The sequence below is a fragment of the Acidipila rosea genome, assembly GCF_004339725.1.
In the GTDB taxonomy this organism is placed as follows: Bacteria; Acidobacteriota; Terriglobia; order Terriglobales; family Acidobacteriaceae; genus Acidipila; species Acidipila rosea.
Genome location: NZ_SMGK01000008.1, coordinates 89464 through 105999, shown reverse-complemented (window position 1 = coordinate 105999; position 16536 = coordinate 89464). Strand labels below are relative to the sequence as shown.

Genomic DNA, 16536 nt, shown 5'->3' with positions numbered 1-16536 from the left:
CACGTCATAGACGCTCTACAGTTAACAATTCCACGACGTTGTGAAATGGCACGTCGTAGACGTCATGGACTGCTTCTGAAGGACTAAAGATAAGTAGAAAATTCGCAGCGCGTCGATGTCCACCCCTACGAAGAGGCGCAAGGCTTTCAGCGTCTCTTGGACCTGCCCGGCTATGATGTCGCTGCGCTTGTCGCCAAGTCCGGCAAGAGCGCCAGCCATATCTACGCCCGTCTCTCGCTGTTGCAACTCATTCCCGATGTCGCCCAGGCATTCGTTGAGGAGCGCATCACGGCGAGTCACGCCAACCTCATCGCACGTCTACCGCAGGAGCATCAGGCCGAAGCGTTCGAGAACTGCTGGCGCAAGGACTGGCAGGACAAGGAAGCCCACTTGCTGCCCGCCAAGCACCTGAGCGCATGGATTCAGGCCAACCTCTACCTGAACCTTGCCGAGGCACCGTTCGACCGCGAAGACACCACCCTCAAACCGGAGGCTGGGGCTTGCATCACCTGCCCACGTCGCAGCGGCTTCAACACCAGCCTGTTTGCCGACGTGCAGGGCGACCAGTGCCTTGACGCGCCCTGCTTCCAAGCCAAGGTGACGGCGCACATCGACCGCGAACTTGCCGCGCGGCCCGAACTCGTCACCATCGAAACCGCTTGGAGAGCGCCGAAGGAACAACACCCCGGAGCCTTACAAAAGCACCAGTATTGCGAACTCGACATCCCCGACAACCCCGACGCCGAGCCGCCATGCAGTCACACCAAATCCGCTCTCATCGTGTTTGGCAAACATGCCGGACGCACCCTCACCGTGTGTGTTGAGCCTGATTGCCCGGTACACAACCCTCGCGAAGCTGCCCGCATTGCCGCCGACCCGCCGCCCGTCATGGCTCCTGCTGTGGAGGAAGAAACGGAGGAGGAAGCGGCCCAACGCCACGCCGACCATGAGCAACGCATGGCCGAGTACCACGCCGAACAGGAGCGCAAAGAGGAGGAGCGCAAAGCCGAGTTCGAACGCCAGCAGAAAGAGTATGAAGCCGAGCAAGCCCGCCGTGAGAAGCAGCACAAGGCGCGTCTGGCCACCTTCGACCGCATCCTCGAAAAAGCTCCCGCCATGTTCATTGCAGAGCAGCTTCGCTTGTTTCTGCGTTTGGTCGTCTTCATCGATCCGTACAGCTTCCTTGAAGAAGTGGCGAGCCACTTCGCCGGGGATGGCGAGAACCACGAACAGACCGAGCAGGAGATCGTGCTGGCCGCGCTCGGCGACACGCCCGACGAGAAGCTAACCAGCTTTGCTCTGCGTCTCGCCTTGACCGACCATCTCGGCATCCCGCGCGACACCGATCCCGACCTGCTGACGGAGGCCGAGGCGCTGTTCGCTCCACCCCGGGCCAAACCCAAGAAAGCCAGCAAATCGAAAGCGGCTCCTACTCTCGTCAAACCGGCCGAGAAGACGGTGGCCGCCAAGAAACAGAAAGCCGCCTAAGTTCATTCACTCTGGCCCCGGATTCGTCCGGGGCCGTTTTGTCTCCAGAAGGCCCAGAAATCGCGGCGGGAGAATCCCCTTCGGTTTCTCCCGGCACTCATCCCGCCTCTAGTCCGGCCTCCGCTCGCCGGCTGCGCGGCAAAGAGTCAAGTTCCTCCTCTTTGCATTCTGTCCCCTCACTGCCTGCGGCGCCTAAATGCATAGGAGTACGTTTTGTGAGGGCTCCTGGTGTTCGAGGGGAGCTACAGTAGCCATCCACATTGCCATGCATGTGTCCCCGAGAACTGCGCAGAACTTTGAGCGATCGCTGAAACCTTCAGCGCCTCACAGAATCTAAGAACCGAGCAGTACAGGAGAGGGTTCATGGCAAAGCTAGCTCTGGTGACGGGCGCGAACAAGGGCATTGGGTTTGAGGTTTCGAGGGCGCTCGGTAAAGCCGGCTTTACGGTACTGTTAGGCGCACGCGATACCGCCCGTGGTGAAGAGGCTGCGGCAAAGCTTCGCTCCGAAGCATTGGACGTCCGATTTGTACACGCAGATCTGGAACGCGCGCACGAAACCGCCACTGCACTTGCCGAAAAGATCTCGAAGGAATTCGGCCACCTGGATGTGCTGGTAAACAACGCTGGCGTTGCCGACATGACAGGAGCCGATGCACCTGCGAGTAAGGCCTCCATCGACGCCATGAAGCACATCTTCAACACCAACTTCTTCGGCACTGTGGAGTTCACTCAGCCGCTGCTGCCGCTACTGAAGGCAGCGCCCTCGCCCCGCATCGTGAATGTCTCCAGCGGTCTTGGCTCGCTCGAGATCAATACCAACCCGGAGTCGCCGTTCTACGGTGTGAAACCGCTCGGTTACAACGCCTCCAAGGCAGCGCTGAACATGTTCACCGTCAACCTGGCGTGGGAACTGCGGGAGACAAACGCAAAGGTCAACTCGGTTTGCCCCGGCTACGTCGCCACGGACCTCAACAACCACAGTGGTCCAGGTACGGCGGCCGACGGCGCCATCGCGATCGCAAAGTACGCCCAGATCGGCGACGACGGCCCAACCGCAGGCTTCTTCCACAAGGACGGCGCATACAGCTGGTAGCTTGCGAGGGTACGAAGCAACGAAGGAGCGGAGCCCGATGGGTTCCGCTCTTTCGTTCTGGTTGCCTGATCACGAATGCAGTGGGTTAGCGGACTCGGTGAGTGCATTTCTGGGTCAGCTGATGACAAGTGCGTTTATCGAGACCAATGATCCAGGCAAACCATAGCTGCGGATACTGAGTGCATTGAAGGCTAAGCGTTCCCGAACTTGGCTTACTCTTCCCGCGACCACTCGGCACAATTTGCTCATGTCGTCGATACATGCGAGGTCCTAGTGAAGAACGCAGCCTACCCTGTGCTGATCTTCCGGGCTAAATTCCCGATTTCCGTCGATTGTCCTCTGCGCATAGCATTTGGCAGTTCGCAGCGGACGTCCTCCCGCCTTGATGCCACGGCGTGATGTGATCCGCGTGCATACCCGTGATATCGAAGTGCTCTTTGCAGACGGGGCAGATGCCGCTCTGTCGCTCGTACGCTTCGCGTCTCATGTTGTCAGTGAAGGCCCGAATGTTCAGGTGCCTCTCCTTTTGATCAAGAACGTAGGAGTAGATGCCCTTCTTGTTCGTGACGTCTTCATCAAGCATCAAGCGCCCGATTTCGTTTTCGAGCGTGGCGGGATCGAGCTCGTTGCCTTTGTGGAGGTTGTATAGCTCACCCCAGGGAATGCCTTTCATCTCCTTGCGATATTTCGGGAACGTGGCCTTCACCCAGTTGATAACGGCTTGGAAATAGAGCCAAAGCTCGTTCGCATTTGGCTTATTTTGTTGCTTGCCCATGTAGGCTTCGATCTGATCGCCGCTGATCCAGCAGATCGTCGTCTCTAGGAAATCTTGCCTGATGGGTGAACCCGCTAGGTAGTCGCCGCCCAAGCCATAAGCCGGACAGCCATTCTTGCTGAAGTACCGCTTGGCATCTGATACCCATGACCCTGAATACACTGCGTTGCGTAGCTCCTGATCGGTGAGCTTTTCGCCAGCAATGTTGATGGTCTTGAACCACTCAAGCTTTTCGCTTTCGCCGCCGCTGCACAGGTACACCATCAAACGATACTTGAGAAGCTTTTCCTTCTCGTCCTGCTTCAAATTGTGGAAGTAGCGACCGTGAAAGGCAAAGTCGCCTTCAACATACTGGCAGATCGAGATAGTGCGCTGCTGGCCGTCAATGACTTCGAATTCACCATTATCCTGAACAGACCAATACATCACGTTCAGCGGGAAATCCTTTGTGATCGTGTCGATGACAGCATCCCTTTGCCTGTCCTTGTAAATGAACTCTCTCTGGTACGGTGGCCGGATATCAAGCTTCCCGTCAAAGGCAACAACACCAGCCTCGGCGTTATCCTCATAGCCATTCGTCAACTCAGCAACAGTGATCTCTTTGAGCTCGATCTTCATCAGCTGGCCTTTAGCATTCTGTTTTTGATCACGATCCGGTCATACAAACGTTGGTAGGTACCATCACCGTTGGCGAGATAAAATCGGGGTCCCCCTTGGGCATAGCTCCCCCTCTCGGCGACTTGAGACATCGGCTGACCAAGTGTCCGGCTTGAACCGAGGATTTCGAACTGGTCCGGATTGTACTTGTCGAGAAAGGTCACGGGGACCCCCATAGCGCCGGGGTAATTCGCTGGGATGTCGCTCGTTTTCCCGACCTCTATGGCGTCGTAGTTGACATAAGCTGGATAGTCCCGAGGGTTGTATTCCTTATAGAGGATCAGCTCTTCATGGCGTTTCGCGATGTCAAGGTTCGTGAACCAGCAGGCGTTTCCGAGGCTCCTCCACTTCTGGCCGTTCTCATCCACCCAGAATCTGGTCTCGCGCTCCTCATAGTGGTCGGGCACCTGAAAAGCCATATCGCCGCTCCTATTGCCGAGCCACATCCTGTTTTCGATGATGTGATTGAAAATTTCCTTATAACTAATGGCGTTCTGGTTTCCGACGACTAGGAACTTCTTGTCATATTGGATCAGCTGAGCAATGTACTCCCTAAAAAGAGAAAAGGGTGGATTCGTGACCACGATGTCGGCCTCTTTCAAGAGAGCGAGACTCTCCTCGCTTCGGAAGTCTCCGTCGCCTTTTAGGTACTGAATGCCAATTTCTTCCGGGTCAGGGACGCCGGTTCCAGCATTTCCGCCGCAGTAGGCAAGATGAATTGCCTGCTCAGAATCGTGTTGGCTGAACAGATCGCGGTGCTGGCTCTTGTAGCAGGTGGTTACCAGTTTTTTCAGACCAAGCCGGTCGAAGTTGTACGAGAAATAATGGAAGAAGTTGCTGACACGAGGATCATCGCAGTTGCAGTACACAACTTTGTTCTTGAAATACTTCTTGTAGTGCTTCAGCTCACGTTCGATATCCGAAAGTTGAGTGTAGAACTCGTCTTGCTTGGCGTCACGGGCTTTGCCAAGGCTTTGGTTTTTGACCCTGCTAGCTACAGCGGCCCCCGAATCTGAGGGTTTCTTCCCGCTCTTGCTCGTCTTTGTCGGTGCAGTTTCGGCCATACGAAAGTTTACTATCGCAGGGCAGATTCCTGGGTTAGGTCGCGGATTCAATCGAAGATGCATCTAGACGATCACTTCCTGAGCGCGTAGTGCCGATCAAATCGGTCATGATCTTGAGATTGTTGGCGTGCGAATCCCTGATCGCCTAGGCGCACACCGAATCCGATTGGTACCGACAAGTCGGCTTGTCGCCAGCAATCCGTGCGTGCCCTGAAGACGGACAACCTCTGGATCAGCAAGCTGATTGGATTCCGCGCTGCTTGACTTCGTCGGTTCTTGTTTGAGGGGACGTTTTGGAAGCACTCAGATCAGTTTTCTGCAAGCGCCCTAACCTCATCTGCGTAGCTTTCCAAATGATCTTCAATACGGACTTTGCCAAGGTTCACTGCGAGGCTTCCTCCTGCCCGCAACACACTGATGTCGTGGATTCCGATAAAACCCAGTGCCTTTCGCAGCACCGGTGTCACCTGGTCGTCCGCCTCGCTCAGTTGATCTGTCCCGTAGCTGTCGCGCGACACAACAATCACCTTGGCTTTTTTGTTCTCCAGCATCCCCGGCCAGCCCGGGGCCAGACGAAAGGTGTAGCCTGGACGAACGACGTAGTCGATCCACGATTTCAGAACCGCGGGAATGGTGAAGTTGTACATTGGCGTGCTGATTAGCAGCGCGTCAGCAGCTCGAAGCTCGGCGATCAACTCGTCGGAGAGCGCCAGCGCCTTCTGCATCTCGGGCGTCCGCTCCACTTGATCCGGAGCATACACACCCCCGATCCAGTCGTTGTCCATGTAGGGGACGCGCGGCGCGTTCAGATCTCGATAGATCACGGTTCCCTCCGGGTTGACCGCTTGCCACTCGCCGACGAATCGCTTTCCAAGAGCGCGAGAGATCGAACGATCCCCACGAGGGCTTACTTCCAGAGCGAGCAGGGTTGGCATAACCATTCCTTTCGGTTGGGGCGAAGGCGACGTCGATGAGCGTTTACAGCAACGTCAGACCGCCGTCGATGATCAGTTCCGTTCCCGTGGTGAAGCGTGATTCATCCGAGGCAAAGTAGAACGCAGCGGCAGCGATCTCCTCAGGCTCTCCAGGCCGCTGCAGCGGCACACGCGCGATCATCTCTCCGAAGCCAGCCATCTGTGCCGGAGTCAGACCCATTTTCCCGGCGATCGGCGTATTGATCGGTCCGGGAGTGATGGTGTTCACCCGAATCTTCCGAGAAGCCAGTTCCACGGCGAGCGTTATGCCCACTGACCGCAGCGCTGCCTTGCTCGCGCTGTAGGCGCTGAGACCCGGCAAGCCGCGCAGAGCTCCGGCCGAGGAGGTCAGGATGACAGAGGCACCATCCGACAGGACGGGGATCGCACGTTTGAGCAAGAAGTACGGTCCGCGTACATTGGTTGCAAACAGCTCATCGAATTGCTGCTCTTCCGTGTCCGCCGCGCTGGATACCCGCGCGATCCCTGCGTTCACAAAGAGAATGTCGATCCTGCCATGTTTTTGCGCGACGGATTCGATAAGGTGCTGTGCCGCTTGGGTATCGCTCGCGTTGGAGTGGACGAACTCAATGCCTGGCATCGCTTCCCGGGCGGCGTTCACGCTCTTTTCGCTTGCGCCAGTCACGATCACCGTCGCGCCTTCCTTTTGAAAGAGCTTGGCAGTCGCTGCTCCTATGCCGCTGGTGCCGCCGGTGATGAGCGCGATCTTTCCCTTGAGCGGGTCCATCTGGTTACCCTCCAGTCGTCTGGGTGTTGAAGTATTACATACGCGAGAGTACGATACCTTGTAGGACGTAAGCAAGGAGTTTCGTACGTCATGGTAACTAATGCGAGTAAGCGCGGCCCGGGGAGGCCACAGGCCTTTGCGGCTGAAGATGCACTTAACCGTGCCGTGGAGATGTTTTGGGAGCATGGCTATGAAGGTGTCGACGTCGAGCGGATCGCGCGGGCCGTGCACGTTACCAAACCTGCCTTGTATCGGGCTTTCGGCGACAAACCCACTCTTCTCCTCAAAGCGGTCGAACACTATGCAATGACGTATGGGATGCCAATGATCGCGGCGTTTCAAGCGGAGCCGGACATCCATAAAGCCGTGACCGCCTTCTGCGAGGCTACGGTCGATACGGCAACCGGCGAAGGCCGCGCCGGATGCATGATGGCCGCAGCGGCCTTAGGACAGTCGGAGCGAGTGGACGAAATCCGTTCCTACTTCGCGAAGGGCCTAACCGAAACCGCTGAGCTCTTCACGAAAAGATTCGAGAAAGAAATGAAGGCGGGCCGTTTGAGTCGCACTCTAGCGGCCAAAGTGCGAGCCCGGGCGCTTGTGGACCTGATGCAGGGATTGTTGCTTCGCGCCAAAGCCGGAGTTTCCCGCGATGAACTTCTGAAAGACGCCCGCAGCTATATGCACCTTGTTCTCGCTAAATGACGAGAAGCACTTCCTCGTTTCGGTGTGCGGGGACTGAGCCAGTTCGCCAGCGCGGTCCGGCGTCGATCGCGATGCTCGCAAACAGAACCGAGAGGCCGGATGGAACAAATGACCCTGAACTCCCTATCATCAGCGCGCAATTGGATTAAGCAAGTGGCCGTCTTCTTGGCTCTCCTCTGCCTCTTCAGCATAGCCGCATACGCGCTTGTGCTTCACAGCCACCACATGGACGCGCCACTCAGCCGGTTCACGATGTGGTGCCCTGGGTTTGCCGCACTTTCCACCTGCCTGTTCCTTCGCGTCCCAGTGGGAAGTCTGGGTTGGAGTTGGCCCGCACCGCGTTTCCTCAAGCTCGCATACTTCCTTCCCTTGATCTATGCCGCGCCCGTCTACCTCGTCACCTGGCTAGCGATCAACCGTACGTTCTCGCTGCAAAGCTTCGAAGCAACCATGTCCGGCATGTATGGACTGGGTCAACGGCCCATCTTCGGAACCTTTGCCGTCGCCTTACCGTTATTGTTCACCGTCAATGTGATCGCCACCTGCGTGTGGGCTCTGGGTGAGGAATTAGGTTGGCGTGGATTCCTTTTTCCCCGCTTGCACCAACGGGTCGGCTTTCATGGTGCGTGCCTCATCTCAGGAGCGATCTGGGCGGTCTGGCACTTTCCCGGGCTTCTCTGGGCTGATTACAACGTCGGCACCAATCCGCTTTTTGCCATGAGTTGCTTTACTTTGGGCGTGATCGCGATGGCCTACATCATGGGCTACCTGCGGCTGCGTTCGGGCAGCATCTGGCCTTGTGTTCTTGTCCACGCAACCCACAACACCTTCGTCCAGGGCATCTACGATCAACTGACTGCGCCGGTCGGCGTGTCCAAGTACATCACCTCAGAGTTTGGCGCTGGATTGGCACTCTCCATCGTGATTGCGGCTGTGATTCTCGTCTCCAATGACCGTCACGCAAGTGGACTCAGCGTTGGGCAGGAAATAGGCCTCCAGACCGCGGCATCACAGGAGTAGGGAGTTGAAGGGGGCCGGTGCGGCCTGAGGCCCCAGAGGAACGCTGTAACCCATGAGCGGATTCCGCTTCTAACGGCATGGAGCAGACCTCCAGGAGTTGGCACACGTGGCACGCGAGTGCCTCTCGGCGAAGTAGCGACATGAACAGGACAGTTGTTGTCCCCTCACTATAGGAGCGACGGAATGAATCAAGTTGGGTTGTTGGTAACTTTGCAGGCTCGCTCGGGCAAAGAGGTAGAAGTAGAGAGCTTTTTGAAGTCCGCGCTTCCGCTGGTAGAAGCCGAAACGGGCACAACCACCTGGTTCGCGTACAGGGTGGGACCGGCGACGTTCGGCATTTTCGACACCTTCAAAGATGAAGCCGGCAGGAGTGCTCATGTCAGCGGCGAAGTAGCCAAAGCGCTCTTCGCACGCGCCGAAGAGCTGTTCGTCTCACCGCCGCAGATCCAAGCGACCGACATTCTGACCGAGAAGCTCTCCTAATCAAGGCGTTTCGACAGGTTCGAACTGACGTTTTGAGAGTGAAGCGGAAGCGAACGCAACGTTCCTTCCTCTTCACTTGTCAAGAACCGCATTGATTCAACGCGGTAGTTGACTTCCTATCCCTCGCGCGTCATGGATGAAGGATCGAGTCCCTCACGTCGGCGAGATGCGCCGAGTCGTCGAACAAGACACCTTTTGGGCCGTTACTGATCCCGAGTTGGCTCCAGAGCCCGATTAGGTCGACCTTTACCGGGGTCGCACGCCAGGATTTGTAGAGATCTTCAAGAACCGTTGTCCCGGTTCTCTTATCTGCGACAAGAAGAACGCGCTCTATCGGCCATTCGTCTTTGATCGAGCCGTGCGCACGAACAATTGCGGCGAGAGCATCTTGGAGTCCGAGAGCGTTCTTTGTCTGCTGACGGATTTGGATGTCTGCAACCAGGCAGAAGAGGGCGCCGCCCCAATACGTGCGTCCCCATGTGTGCGTATTGTCAAGGCCTAAATCTGTGTTTCCGGGCTCCCCGTTGGGCATGCCATCTACCATTCCCCACCACACCTGCTGCTTGGTAAGAAAGCCGCTCTGATATCGGGCTATAGGTTCGACGTAGGTCGCGATGCCCTCCTCCAGCCAGTGTTGGTCGTCTGGGAGCGACGGAAGAGCCGTGTGGACGAATTCATGAGTCAATTTCCAGTCGGTTCGAAGGTCGTCCTGGCTCGTATGTTCGCCAATCCGCAGCAGCACCACTGCCGGAAATCCGTCTCTGTCTCCCCAGGTTGTTCCTTGCAGCACACCTGCGCGCCCGGGCACTACGACGATTTGGAGTTGAGCGCGGTCAACGGGAAATGTCCCGTAGTAGTGCGAGACGGCACGAGCAGCGTCGCCTACATAGGCAAGCAGCATGTCATACGACACGTCAGGTTTAGCGCCTGAGATCACTACGTTGATGCTTGAGCTCCCAACCTTCAGGACATCTGTAGTTCTATAAGCCGCGGGCTGTGCCAACAAGTGCCCCATTCCAAGAAGCGAAGCCAGAAAGAGCGCGAATGCCTTAAGGCAGTGTTGAAGAACGCAATTGGCCGACAAATCATTGCCATCTCTCATATAGTCCTCAGCCTTGCGTTTCAGCGAAGAAACCTTTTTGCCTTGCCCTTTCGAGTTGCCGCTCCACGTACTTCCAGAGTTCAGGGCATCCCGCTTCTATTTCTGGACCGACCCGAGCGCATACCCGCTCATACGTGACCCGATTTTCGAGCCAGCTTCCCCCTCCGTTCGAGAGGTTGAGAAGAACCGGCATACTCCGATCAATCGCTTTCGCAAACCGCGCATTCTGCGTTTCGCCGGCGTCGAACTCCTTCCACATGTCCAGAAGGAATCCTGCAAGTGTCTCCGGTGCAAAGGAAAAGATCCGTTCCACGGCGCGTAGTTCCGCCGCTTTGCGTTCTTCCCATCCATCCTGAGCGAAGACGAATTTGTCTCCAGCGTCGATCTCCCCGATGTCATGGACGAGTAGCATGGCGACAACCCGCTCCGGGTCCACAGAGAGCTCAAGAGTCCTGGCGAGAGAAAGCGCAAAGACAGCGATCTGCCAGCTATGCTCCGCCGTGTTTTCATAGCGGTCCTCTCCCACGGGCTTCACCTTGCGCAGCACGCCTTTGAGTTTGTCGATCTCCAGGACGAACTGAACGATTTGTTGAATCTGGATCAAGCCGGGCTCTTGCATCTCGTGAGAACTCCAATGCAGAAATTCGCTCTATGATCCTGCATGCCGGATCGCGTCGAGCACAACACCGCGGGTGAGCATTTCGGGCAAGACATGCGTTCTGCTGCTGGGGTCAGAGGAAAAAACAACGTAGGTTGGGACTCCGCTGCGGCCGACCTTGCTCAAGGCTCCCGTGATCTCGGGATCGTAACGAGTCCAATCGGCGCGAAGCAGTACATAGTGCTGGCGAAGGAGTTCTTGCTCTACGCTCTTGTCCTGCAACACGGCCTTCTCATTGACCTGGCAGGAGAGGCACCAGGCCGCGGTGAAGTCGACGAAGACAGGCTTGCCCTGGCTGTGAGCTGCGGCGAGTGCAGCGTCAGAAAAAGGCTGCCATTTAATCTTGTCGGAGTGGCTGCCTGACAATGGGATCGCGAAAGCTGAAGCACTGATGCATAGCGCCGACACATAGCTCCAACGGCGCGCCGGCCAACGTCCGAGAGCCCAGCCTGCGATCGTGAGGACAACTAACCCCACCAGCAGGCGGGCGATATGGTCCGAGCTTTCGCCGGAATCGCCTCCACTCAAGCGGCCATATACCCAAATGAGCCATACCGTTGTCAGAAAGAGCGGGACGGCAGTCAGTTGCTTCAGAGTCTCCATCCAGCTCCCGGGCCGCGGTAACCTGCTTGCCCATCCGGGCACGAGCGTCAGAAGCAGATAAGGCACCGCGAGGCCTAGAGCCAACGCCGTGAACACCGTGAATGTCACAATCGCACTTTGCGAGAGTGCGAAGCCGATCGCAGCTCCCATGAGCGGTGCTGTGCAGGGGGTCGCAACGACGGTAGCCAGCACGCCGGTGAAGAAGGAGCCGGTGTAGCCTTCCTTGCGGGTGAGGCTGTCACCGGCGCTTGTTAGCGTCAGGCCAAGATCGAACATCCCGGCCAGCGAGAGCCCCATAAAGAAGAGCAGGAAGGCCATTGCGACAACAAAGCCCGGGGACTGAAGCTGGAAGCCCCATCCCGATTGTTTCCCGACAAAGCGCAGTGTCAACAGGACGGCGACGATGATCCAGAAGGAGAAAACAATGCCTGCGGTATAGGCCATCCCATGACGCCGCTGCCGGGAGGCGCTTTCATTCGCGCTATTGACCAGCGATAGAGCTTTCAGGAAGAGCACCGGGAAAACACAGGGCATCAGATTCAGAATGATGCCCCCTGCAAACGCGAGAACGATGGCTATGAAAAGTCCGGGCTCGCTGTGCGCGGTAGATTGCGCGACAGGGGCTCCGACAGGAACATCGAAGGTATAGGACCGATCTCCACTCAGCTTCAGAACGCCTTTAATCTGCTTGGGCAGGACGTCCGTAGTCTCTGCACGTTCGATGACGAGCTTCGCACCTCGCGGGGTAGGCTCGACCATCTGCTCGGCTGCGTTGCGAATCGAGTCGTCGTCGAGAGGATAGTATTCGAGGGCCGTCTCCCTATGGCCGGTGTCGAGATCCAGCGTGAGAAGGCTGCGGTTGGCACTCACGTGAACGTTGATGGAATTGGGCAGCGGAAGTGGCTCAGCATGAAGCGCCGCGTCAATCAATGGATTCCTTACTGAAGACGCTGTCGGAGCGATCTTGAGGTTCAACCCAAGAAACGCTTTACCGGGGAGGCATATCTCCCGGCAAACCAGCCATTGCACATGCGCTTTCAGCGGTGCCATGCCAAGAGAGAGTTCGTTGGATGCTGTCAGGCTAAAAGGGAAAACTGCCGTCCCCTCGTAGCCGTAGTCCATCAACGGCCCTAGGGGCAGCCGTGAGGGCGCAGGATATTCCATCGGGCCAAGCGTGACCCCCTGGGGAGCGGACCACATGACACGCGGCGCCTCACCTGAGTCTCCGGCATAGACCCAATACACGTGCCACCCGGGTTCAAGCGTCAAGTACAGCGCGACATGACCCGTTCCACCCGGCGAGATCGTATCGGAATCGGCAATCAACTCGGCGGTCAAGTGCGGGGCCTGCACCGGCCCTGGAACTCCAGTCCCCACCTCATGGATCTGGGCCACGGCGGACATCGAGAGCATTGCGAGCGGAAGAAGTGACAGAAGATACTGGCGGAAGGTTCGCATGACATGACCTGAGAGACAAGAGAAAAGAGAGGCTGCGCCAGCGTCAGGGAGGCAGCCAGGAACGATCACTTCGTTGCGAGCTGGTCCAGCGAGTCCTGTGCGGACAAGCGATCCCCGTGACTGTGACTGATCCTCTCGAAAACGACCGTCCGATTCTTATCGAGAATGAATGTGGAGGGATAGGCCGTTTCATGTGGCGCATCCCAACGGAGGCCATACGCATTGGTCATCTTGTAATCCGGATCGGTAACCAGAACGATATTTGCTGGCAAGTCGGACTGCTTGGCAAGAAACTCTTTGGCGTGCTGATCCAGGTCTGCCGGGGGGCCGGGATAGACAAGAAGGACCTTGACATTCTTGGCCGCGAAATCAGTTGCATGATCAACGAAGTCGTGAACCTGTTTCACGCAGTATGGGCATTGATAACCGGGAAAACCTCGCAGCACAACCAACACCAAGTTGTGCCCATGGAGTTCCTTCGACATCTGCACGGTCTTACCGGTAGGGGTCGAAAGGGTGAAGTCCGGGGCTTGGGTACCGACGGCGGGAGGCTCCCCGTACAAGGCTGTTCCGAAGAGCAGTAGCGATAGGGTCGAGAAAATGCGGAACAGTTTACGGAATCGATCGAGGTTATAGATGTACATCAGGCGCTCCTTGAACATGTCCGTGAGACAAAAGAACGGCCCATTGGTTACGGGATTTCACTTCCAAGATTAAAGGCATTCGTAGAACGGAGAGAGAAGCGCAGTGGCAGCGCTTAGCCTCGACACCGCACTGCAGAAGCGCGGTGATCGTCACACACGAACGATCAACCTTCACAGAGTTCCGACCCGCGTTACGCGCTCAACGCTTCGAGATACGTCTCTACAGACTCGAAGAGCTCACACGATTAGGCGACGGACCGTTAGGCATCGCAAAGGCACGACTCTACGGTGGGTATCCGTCATCACAAACCTGTTGCCACTACGACCCGGGGTTTGATGGATCGTCGTCGATTCGGGCTTCGGCGGCCCAACCATAGTGCGACGGGTGGCGCTCGGGCGGGTCTGCCCGCCAATCATTACCCACCGCAAGCACGATTTCGTTGTGACCACGCTTCAGGTCAATGGGAATAAGAGCATTGTCGAAGCCGATCCGGCCCCCGGGCGAAAGGCGTGCTTCCTCAGGATAATAGGGGTTATTGCCGCGGTAGACCGGTTGGCCGTTGACGAACACGACAACCTGCATCGCGAATCCAGCATGCAGGAATGCGCGACGCGGAGCGGAGCTATCAATCACCGCCTTGAGCCAGCCGACCGACACGGACGGAGCATGCGCAGCCCCGAATGTGCGGCCGAGGTTCACGAGCCCAGTCGGCTCGACCGCGATTGACTGCCACGCGCCATCCGGCGGGACGTCGGCTATGCTGACCGTCAGGGGCGTTGGATTCGCCGTTGGAGGCGCAGCCAACCAGTTCGTCAGGAGGCCCGGAGCGGCGGCGGGTGCGGCGGCGGCCACCATGACCGGCGGCCCCGACTGTACGATCAAATTGGCGTACACTGCAGGCCCTTTGAGCGCAATTCCACCTTGGCTAGTCAAGCCGAGCAAGCGGGCAACCGTCAGCACGGGCTCAGCTGCGTGGTTCACAAACACCTGCATTCGGTCACCCGCGACCCGGATGGTCAGGTGATTCCAGCCGGTCGCATTGATCGGCGCGGATGCCTGGTAGTTCGGATATATGTTCCAGCCCATCAGTCCGTGCGTAACGGGTGCATACTGCACGCAATCCTGCGCCGCAGGGCAATCAGGATTCGCTCGAACATAAACGAATTCGCCATCGTCGTCTCCTCGACGGCGGAAGATGATGCCGGCATCGTTATAGCCGAGCGGTTTTATGTCAAGGTCAATCTGGCCTTGCGCGAACGTGCCCTCGCTGAGCGTGGCGACGCCCTCGTTCAGCTTCATCGTGCCTGTCGGGATGCCCTCGTCGCGCGCGAATGTAGCAACGCCTTCAACCCTACCGGCCCATCCGATCGGCGGCGACATCTGCCAATGAGTCCTGTCCATTGGATAGGTTCGATCGCTATCTCTGAGACCTGCCGCGTGAAGCGAATCCGCGGTTACGGTCATGCTGGTCCCGGCAATCAGGAACGACAGGATGACCCGCCACATCGCCCGAAAGGCACATGGGCGCCGTAATTTCTTCACTCGGCTTACATATCTACGATCAGTACAAACCATAAGTGCCCTTCATAGAATCCAAGAGGGCTGCGGAGTCGTACACCCTGCCGCCTTGGACTACCCACTCCACGTTTTCGATATCGTTGATGTTGGCACCCGGATTACCAGGGACAATCACCAGATCCGCGTCCTTCCCAGCTTCGACACTGCCGATGTGATCCGCTCGCCCAAGGTACGTCGCACCATTCAACGTGCCGATCTTTATCGCTTCCAGCGGCGAGAAGCCGGCGTCGACCAGCAATTCGATCTCGCGTTGGTCCCCAAATCCCGGAAGGATATGGCCGTCTGAAGTGGGGTCAGGCCCTGCCAAAAGAACGCCGCCCGCCTCGACAAAGCGGCGCTCAAACAGTTCTTCACGCTTGAAGAGCGGGAATCGATTGCGTTGCAATGCTTCACGGCGGGTCGTCATCTGCGCGTTTCGTTCGTACAGGTAAGTCTCCCTGGCTTGTGGAGAAAGCATGTCGAGTGCTCTTTGGCGCAAAGGCGGATTGCTGGCGCCGTCCGCTTCTTCGACGGGAAGCGTACTGGTGATCGCGACATGGTGCTGCACCAGAAGGCGAATCAATGCCTTGGCCTCCGGACCGTCAGGATCCATGACTTTCTGAGTGGCGGCTCCCTGAGTTGCGGGACACACATCAGGCTGCTTTCCCGGATCCAGCTGCGTATTTACCGAGAAGCCATGTTCCAGATTGTCGATTCCCATCTCGGCCGCTTCTGGATAGGTTACAGAGCACAGGTGTCCCGTGATCTTGAGACCTCTGGCGTGTACCTCATCAATGGCGGCCTTTAGTTCGGCGCGGGTCAAATCGGTGTAGGCCTTGAAGCTCGTTACTCCTTGGTCTGCCCAGTAATCGACCATCTTTCGTGTCTCATCTGGTCCATGCAGTGTGTGCATCTGGAGGAAGACATTCCCTTCACCCGTCAGATATGGCCCCGTAACATCAAGATGGGGGCCGGGAATCTGGAGGGCTTCGATGGCGTCTCGCAGGTTCAGGTCCGTATAGGGCTCCATGGAGCCGGTGGTCCTCGCGGTCGTAACGCCGTTGGCAAGGTAGAGCCTCGGCGCGGAGTACGTCATCTGTGGAAGGAGTGTGGGGAAGCCTGTCTGATGCTCCGCGTCGTCGTGGACCCGCGCAACGTAAAACAGATGATCGTGCATTCCCACGAGACCGGGCAAAACCGTTCTGCCTGAGAGGTCGAGCGCGTGATGACCATCAGCTTCCTCATCTGCTTTCGTGGGAGAGACGCGGATGATCTTTCCGTTCCGCAGGGTAAGAGTCTGATCTTCGAGTGCGACTCGCCCGGTCCCGTCGATAACACGAATGTGCAGCAGACGTAGTTCATCTTGAGAGGAAGCATCGTACTTCGTGAGTTGACGGATTTCAGGTGACGGCATCTTCGCGGAGCCGACCTGCGCTGTAAGAGAAGTGCTGGCGATCAGGGTAGTGGCCAGCAATAGCGAGAAAGAGCAGCGTTTATGCATGTTCAC

Annotated in this window: 14 protein-coding genes and 1 pseudogene; 5 read left to right on the top strand and 10 right to left on the bottom strand. The window is 57.3% G+C overall.

Annotated features, from left to right (window positions below):
* Positions 1-126: 126 nt before the first annotated feature.
* Together C7378_RS17275 and C7378_RS17270 are read left to right on the top strand one after the other, a co-directional pair.
* A pseudogene (locus C7378_RS17275) lies at positions 127-1488 on the top strand (ParB/RepB/Spo0J family partition protein); the annotation flags it as partial.
* A 363-nt stretch (positions 1489-1851) separates the two neighbouring features.
* A complete protein-coding gene (locus C7378_RS17270; protein ID WP_131999460.1) occupies positions 1852-2583 on the top strand; it encodes an SDR family oxidoreductase in 732 nt (243 codons plus the stop codon).
* 310 nt (positions 2584-2893) lie between these two features.
* On the opposite strand, the gene C7378_RS17265 is transcribed toward C7378_RS17270, so the two are convergent.
* The 4 genes from C7378_RS17265 to C7378_RS17250 all read right to left on the bottom strand — a co-directional run bounded on the left by C7378_RS17265 (position 2894) and on the right by C7378_RS17250 (position 6801).
* Positions 2894-3976, bottom strand: a complete 1083-nt coding sequence (locus tag C7378_RS17265) for a GmrSD restriction endonuclease domain-containing protein (RefSeq protein WP_131999458.1) — start codon at positions 3974-3976, stop codon at positions 2894-2896.
* A complete protein-coding gene (locus tag C7378_RS17260; RefSeq protein ID WP_131999456.1) occupies positions 3976-5079 on the bottom strand; it encodes an adenine-specific methyltransferase EcoRI family protein in 1104 nt (367 codons plus the stop codon). The genes C7378_RS17265 and C7378_RS17260 overlap by 1 nt, the downstream gene beginning before the upstream one ends.
* Positions 5080-5387: 308 nt before the next feature.
* Positions 5388-6014 carry an FMN-dependent NADH-azoreductase gene (locus C7378_RS17255; protein ID WP_165876874.1) on the bottom strand — a complete coding sequence of 209 codons (627 nt, stop codon included), beginning with the start codon at positions 6012-6014 and terminating at the stop codon, positions 5388-5390.
* Positions 6015-6057: 43 nt separating this feature from the next.
* On the bottom strand, positions 6058-6801 hold the full coding sequence (locus tag C7378_RS17250; RefSeq protein WP_165876873.1) for an SDR family oxidoreductase: 744 nt from the start codon (positions 6799-6801) through the stop codon (positions 6058-6060).
* A gap of 165 nt (positions 6802-6966) precedes the next feature.
* Here C7378_RS17250 and C7378_RS17245 point away from each other — a divergent pair, with 165 nt between their 5' ends.
* The 3 genes from C7378_RS17245 (at position 6967) to C7378_RS17235 (ending at position 9006) form a co-directional block, all read left to right on the top strand.
* Complete coding sequence (locus tag C7378_RS17245) at positions 6967-7503, top strand: TetR/AcrR family transcriptional regulator (protein WP_165876872.1); 537 nt, start codon at positions 6967-6969, stop codon at positions 7501-7503.
* A 153-nt stretch (positions 7504-7656) separates the two neighbouring features.
* Positions 7657-8523 carry a CPBP family intramembrane glutamic endopeptidase gene (locus C7378_RS17240; RefSeq protein WP_165876871.1) on the top strand — a complete coding sequence of 289 codons (867 nt, stop codon included), beginning with the start codon at positions 7657-7659 and terminating at the stop codon, positions 8521-8523.
* Positions 8524-8706: 183 nt separating this feature from the next.
* Complete coding sequence (locus C7378_RS17235) at positions 8707-9006, top strand: putative quinol monooxygenase (RefSeq protein WP_131999446.1); 300 nt, start codon at positions 8707-8709, stop codon at positions 9004-9006.
* A gap of 130 nt (positions 9007-9136) precedes the next feature.
* On the opposite strand, the gene C7378_RS17230 is transcribed toward C7378_RS17235, so the two are convergent.
* From C7378_RS17230 to C7378_RS17205, 6 genes are all read right to left on the bottom strand, one after another.
* Positions 9137-10009: a hypothetical protein gene (locus C7378_RS17230; RefSeq protein WP_131999444.1), complete on the bottom strand. Its 873-nt coding sequence runs from the start codon at positions 10007-10009 to the stop codon at positions 9137-9139.
* A 106-nt stretch (positions 10010-10115) separates the two neighbouring features.
* Complete coding sequence (locus C7378_RS17225; RefSeq protein WP_131999442.1) at positions 10116-10727, bottom strand: HD domain-containing protein; 612 nt, start codon at positions 10725-10727, stop codon at positions 10116-10118.
* A gap of 30 nt (positions 10728-10757) precedes the next feature.
* Complete coding sequence (locus C7378_RS17220) at positions 10758-12827, bottom strand: protein-disulfide reductase DsbD family protein (RefSeq protein WP_131999440.1); 2070 nt, start codon at positions 12825-12827, stop codon at positions 10758-10760.
* Between the two features lie 65 nt (positions 12828-12892).
* The gene (locus C7378_RS17215) at positions 12893-13471 is read right to left on the bottom strand and encodes a peroxiredoxin family protein (protein ID WP_243648340.1); all 579 of its coding nucleotides are present in this window, start codon (positions 13469-13471) and stop codon (positions 12893-12895) included.
* 319 nt (positions 13472-13790) lie between these two features.
* Positions 13791-15047, bottom strand: coding sequence for a LamG domain-containing protein (locus tag C7378_RS17210; RefSeq protein WP_207901472.1), 1257 nt, complete (start codon positions 15045-15047; stop codon positions 13791-13793).
* A complete protein-coding gene (locus tag C7378_RS17205) occupies positions 15034-16530 on the bottom strand; it encodes an amidohydrolase family protein (RefSeq protein WP_243648339.1) in 1497 nt (498 codons plus the stop codon). The genes C7378_RS17210 and C7378_RS17205 overlap by 14 nt, the downstream gene beginning before the upstream one ends.
* Positions 16531-16536: the final 6 nt, after the last annotated feature.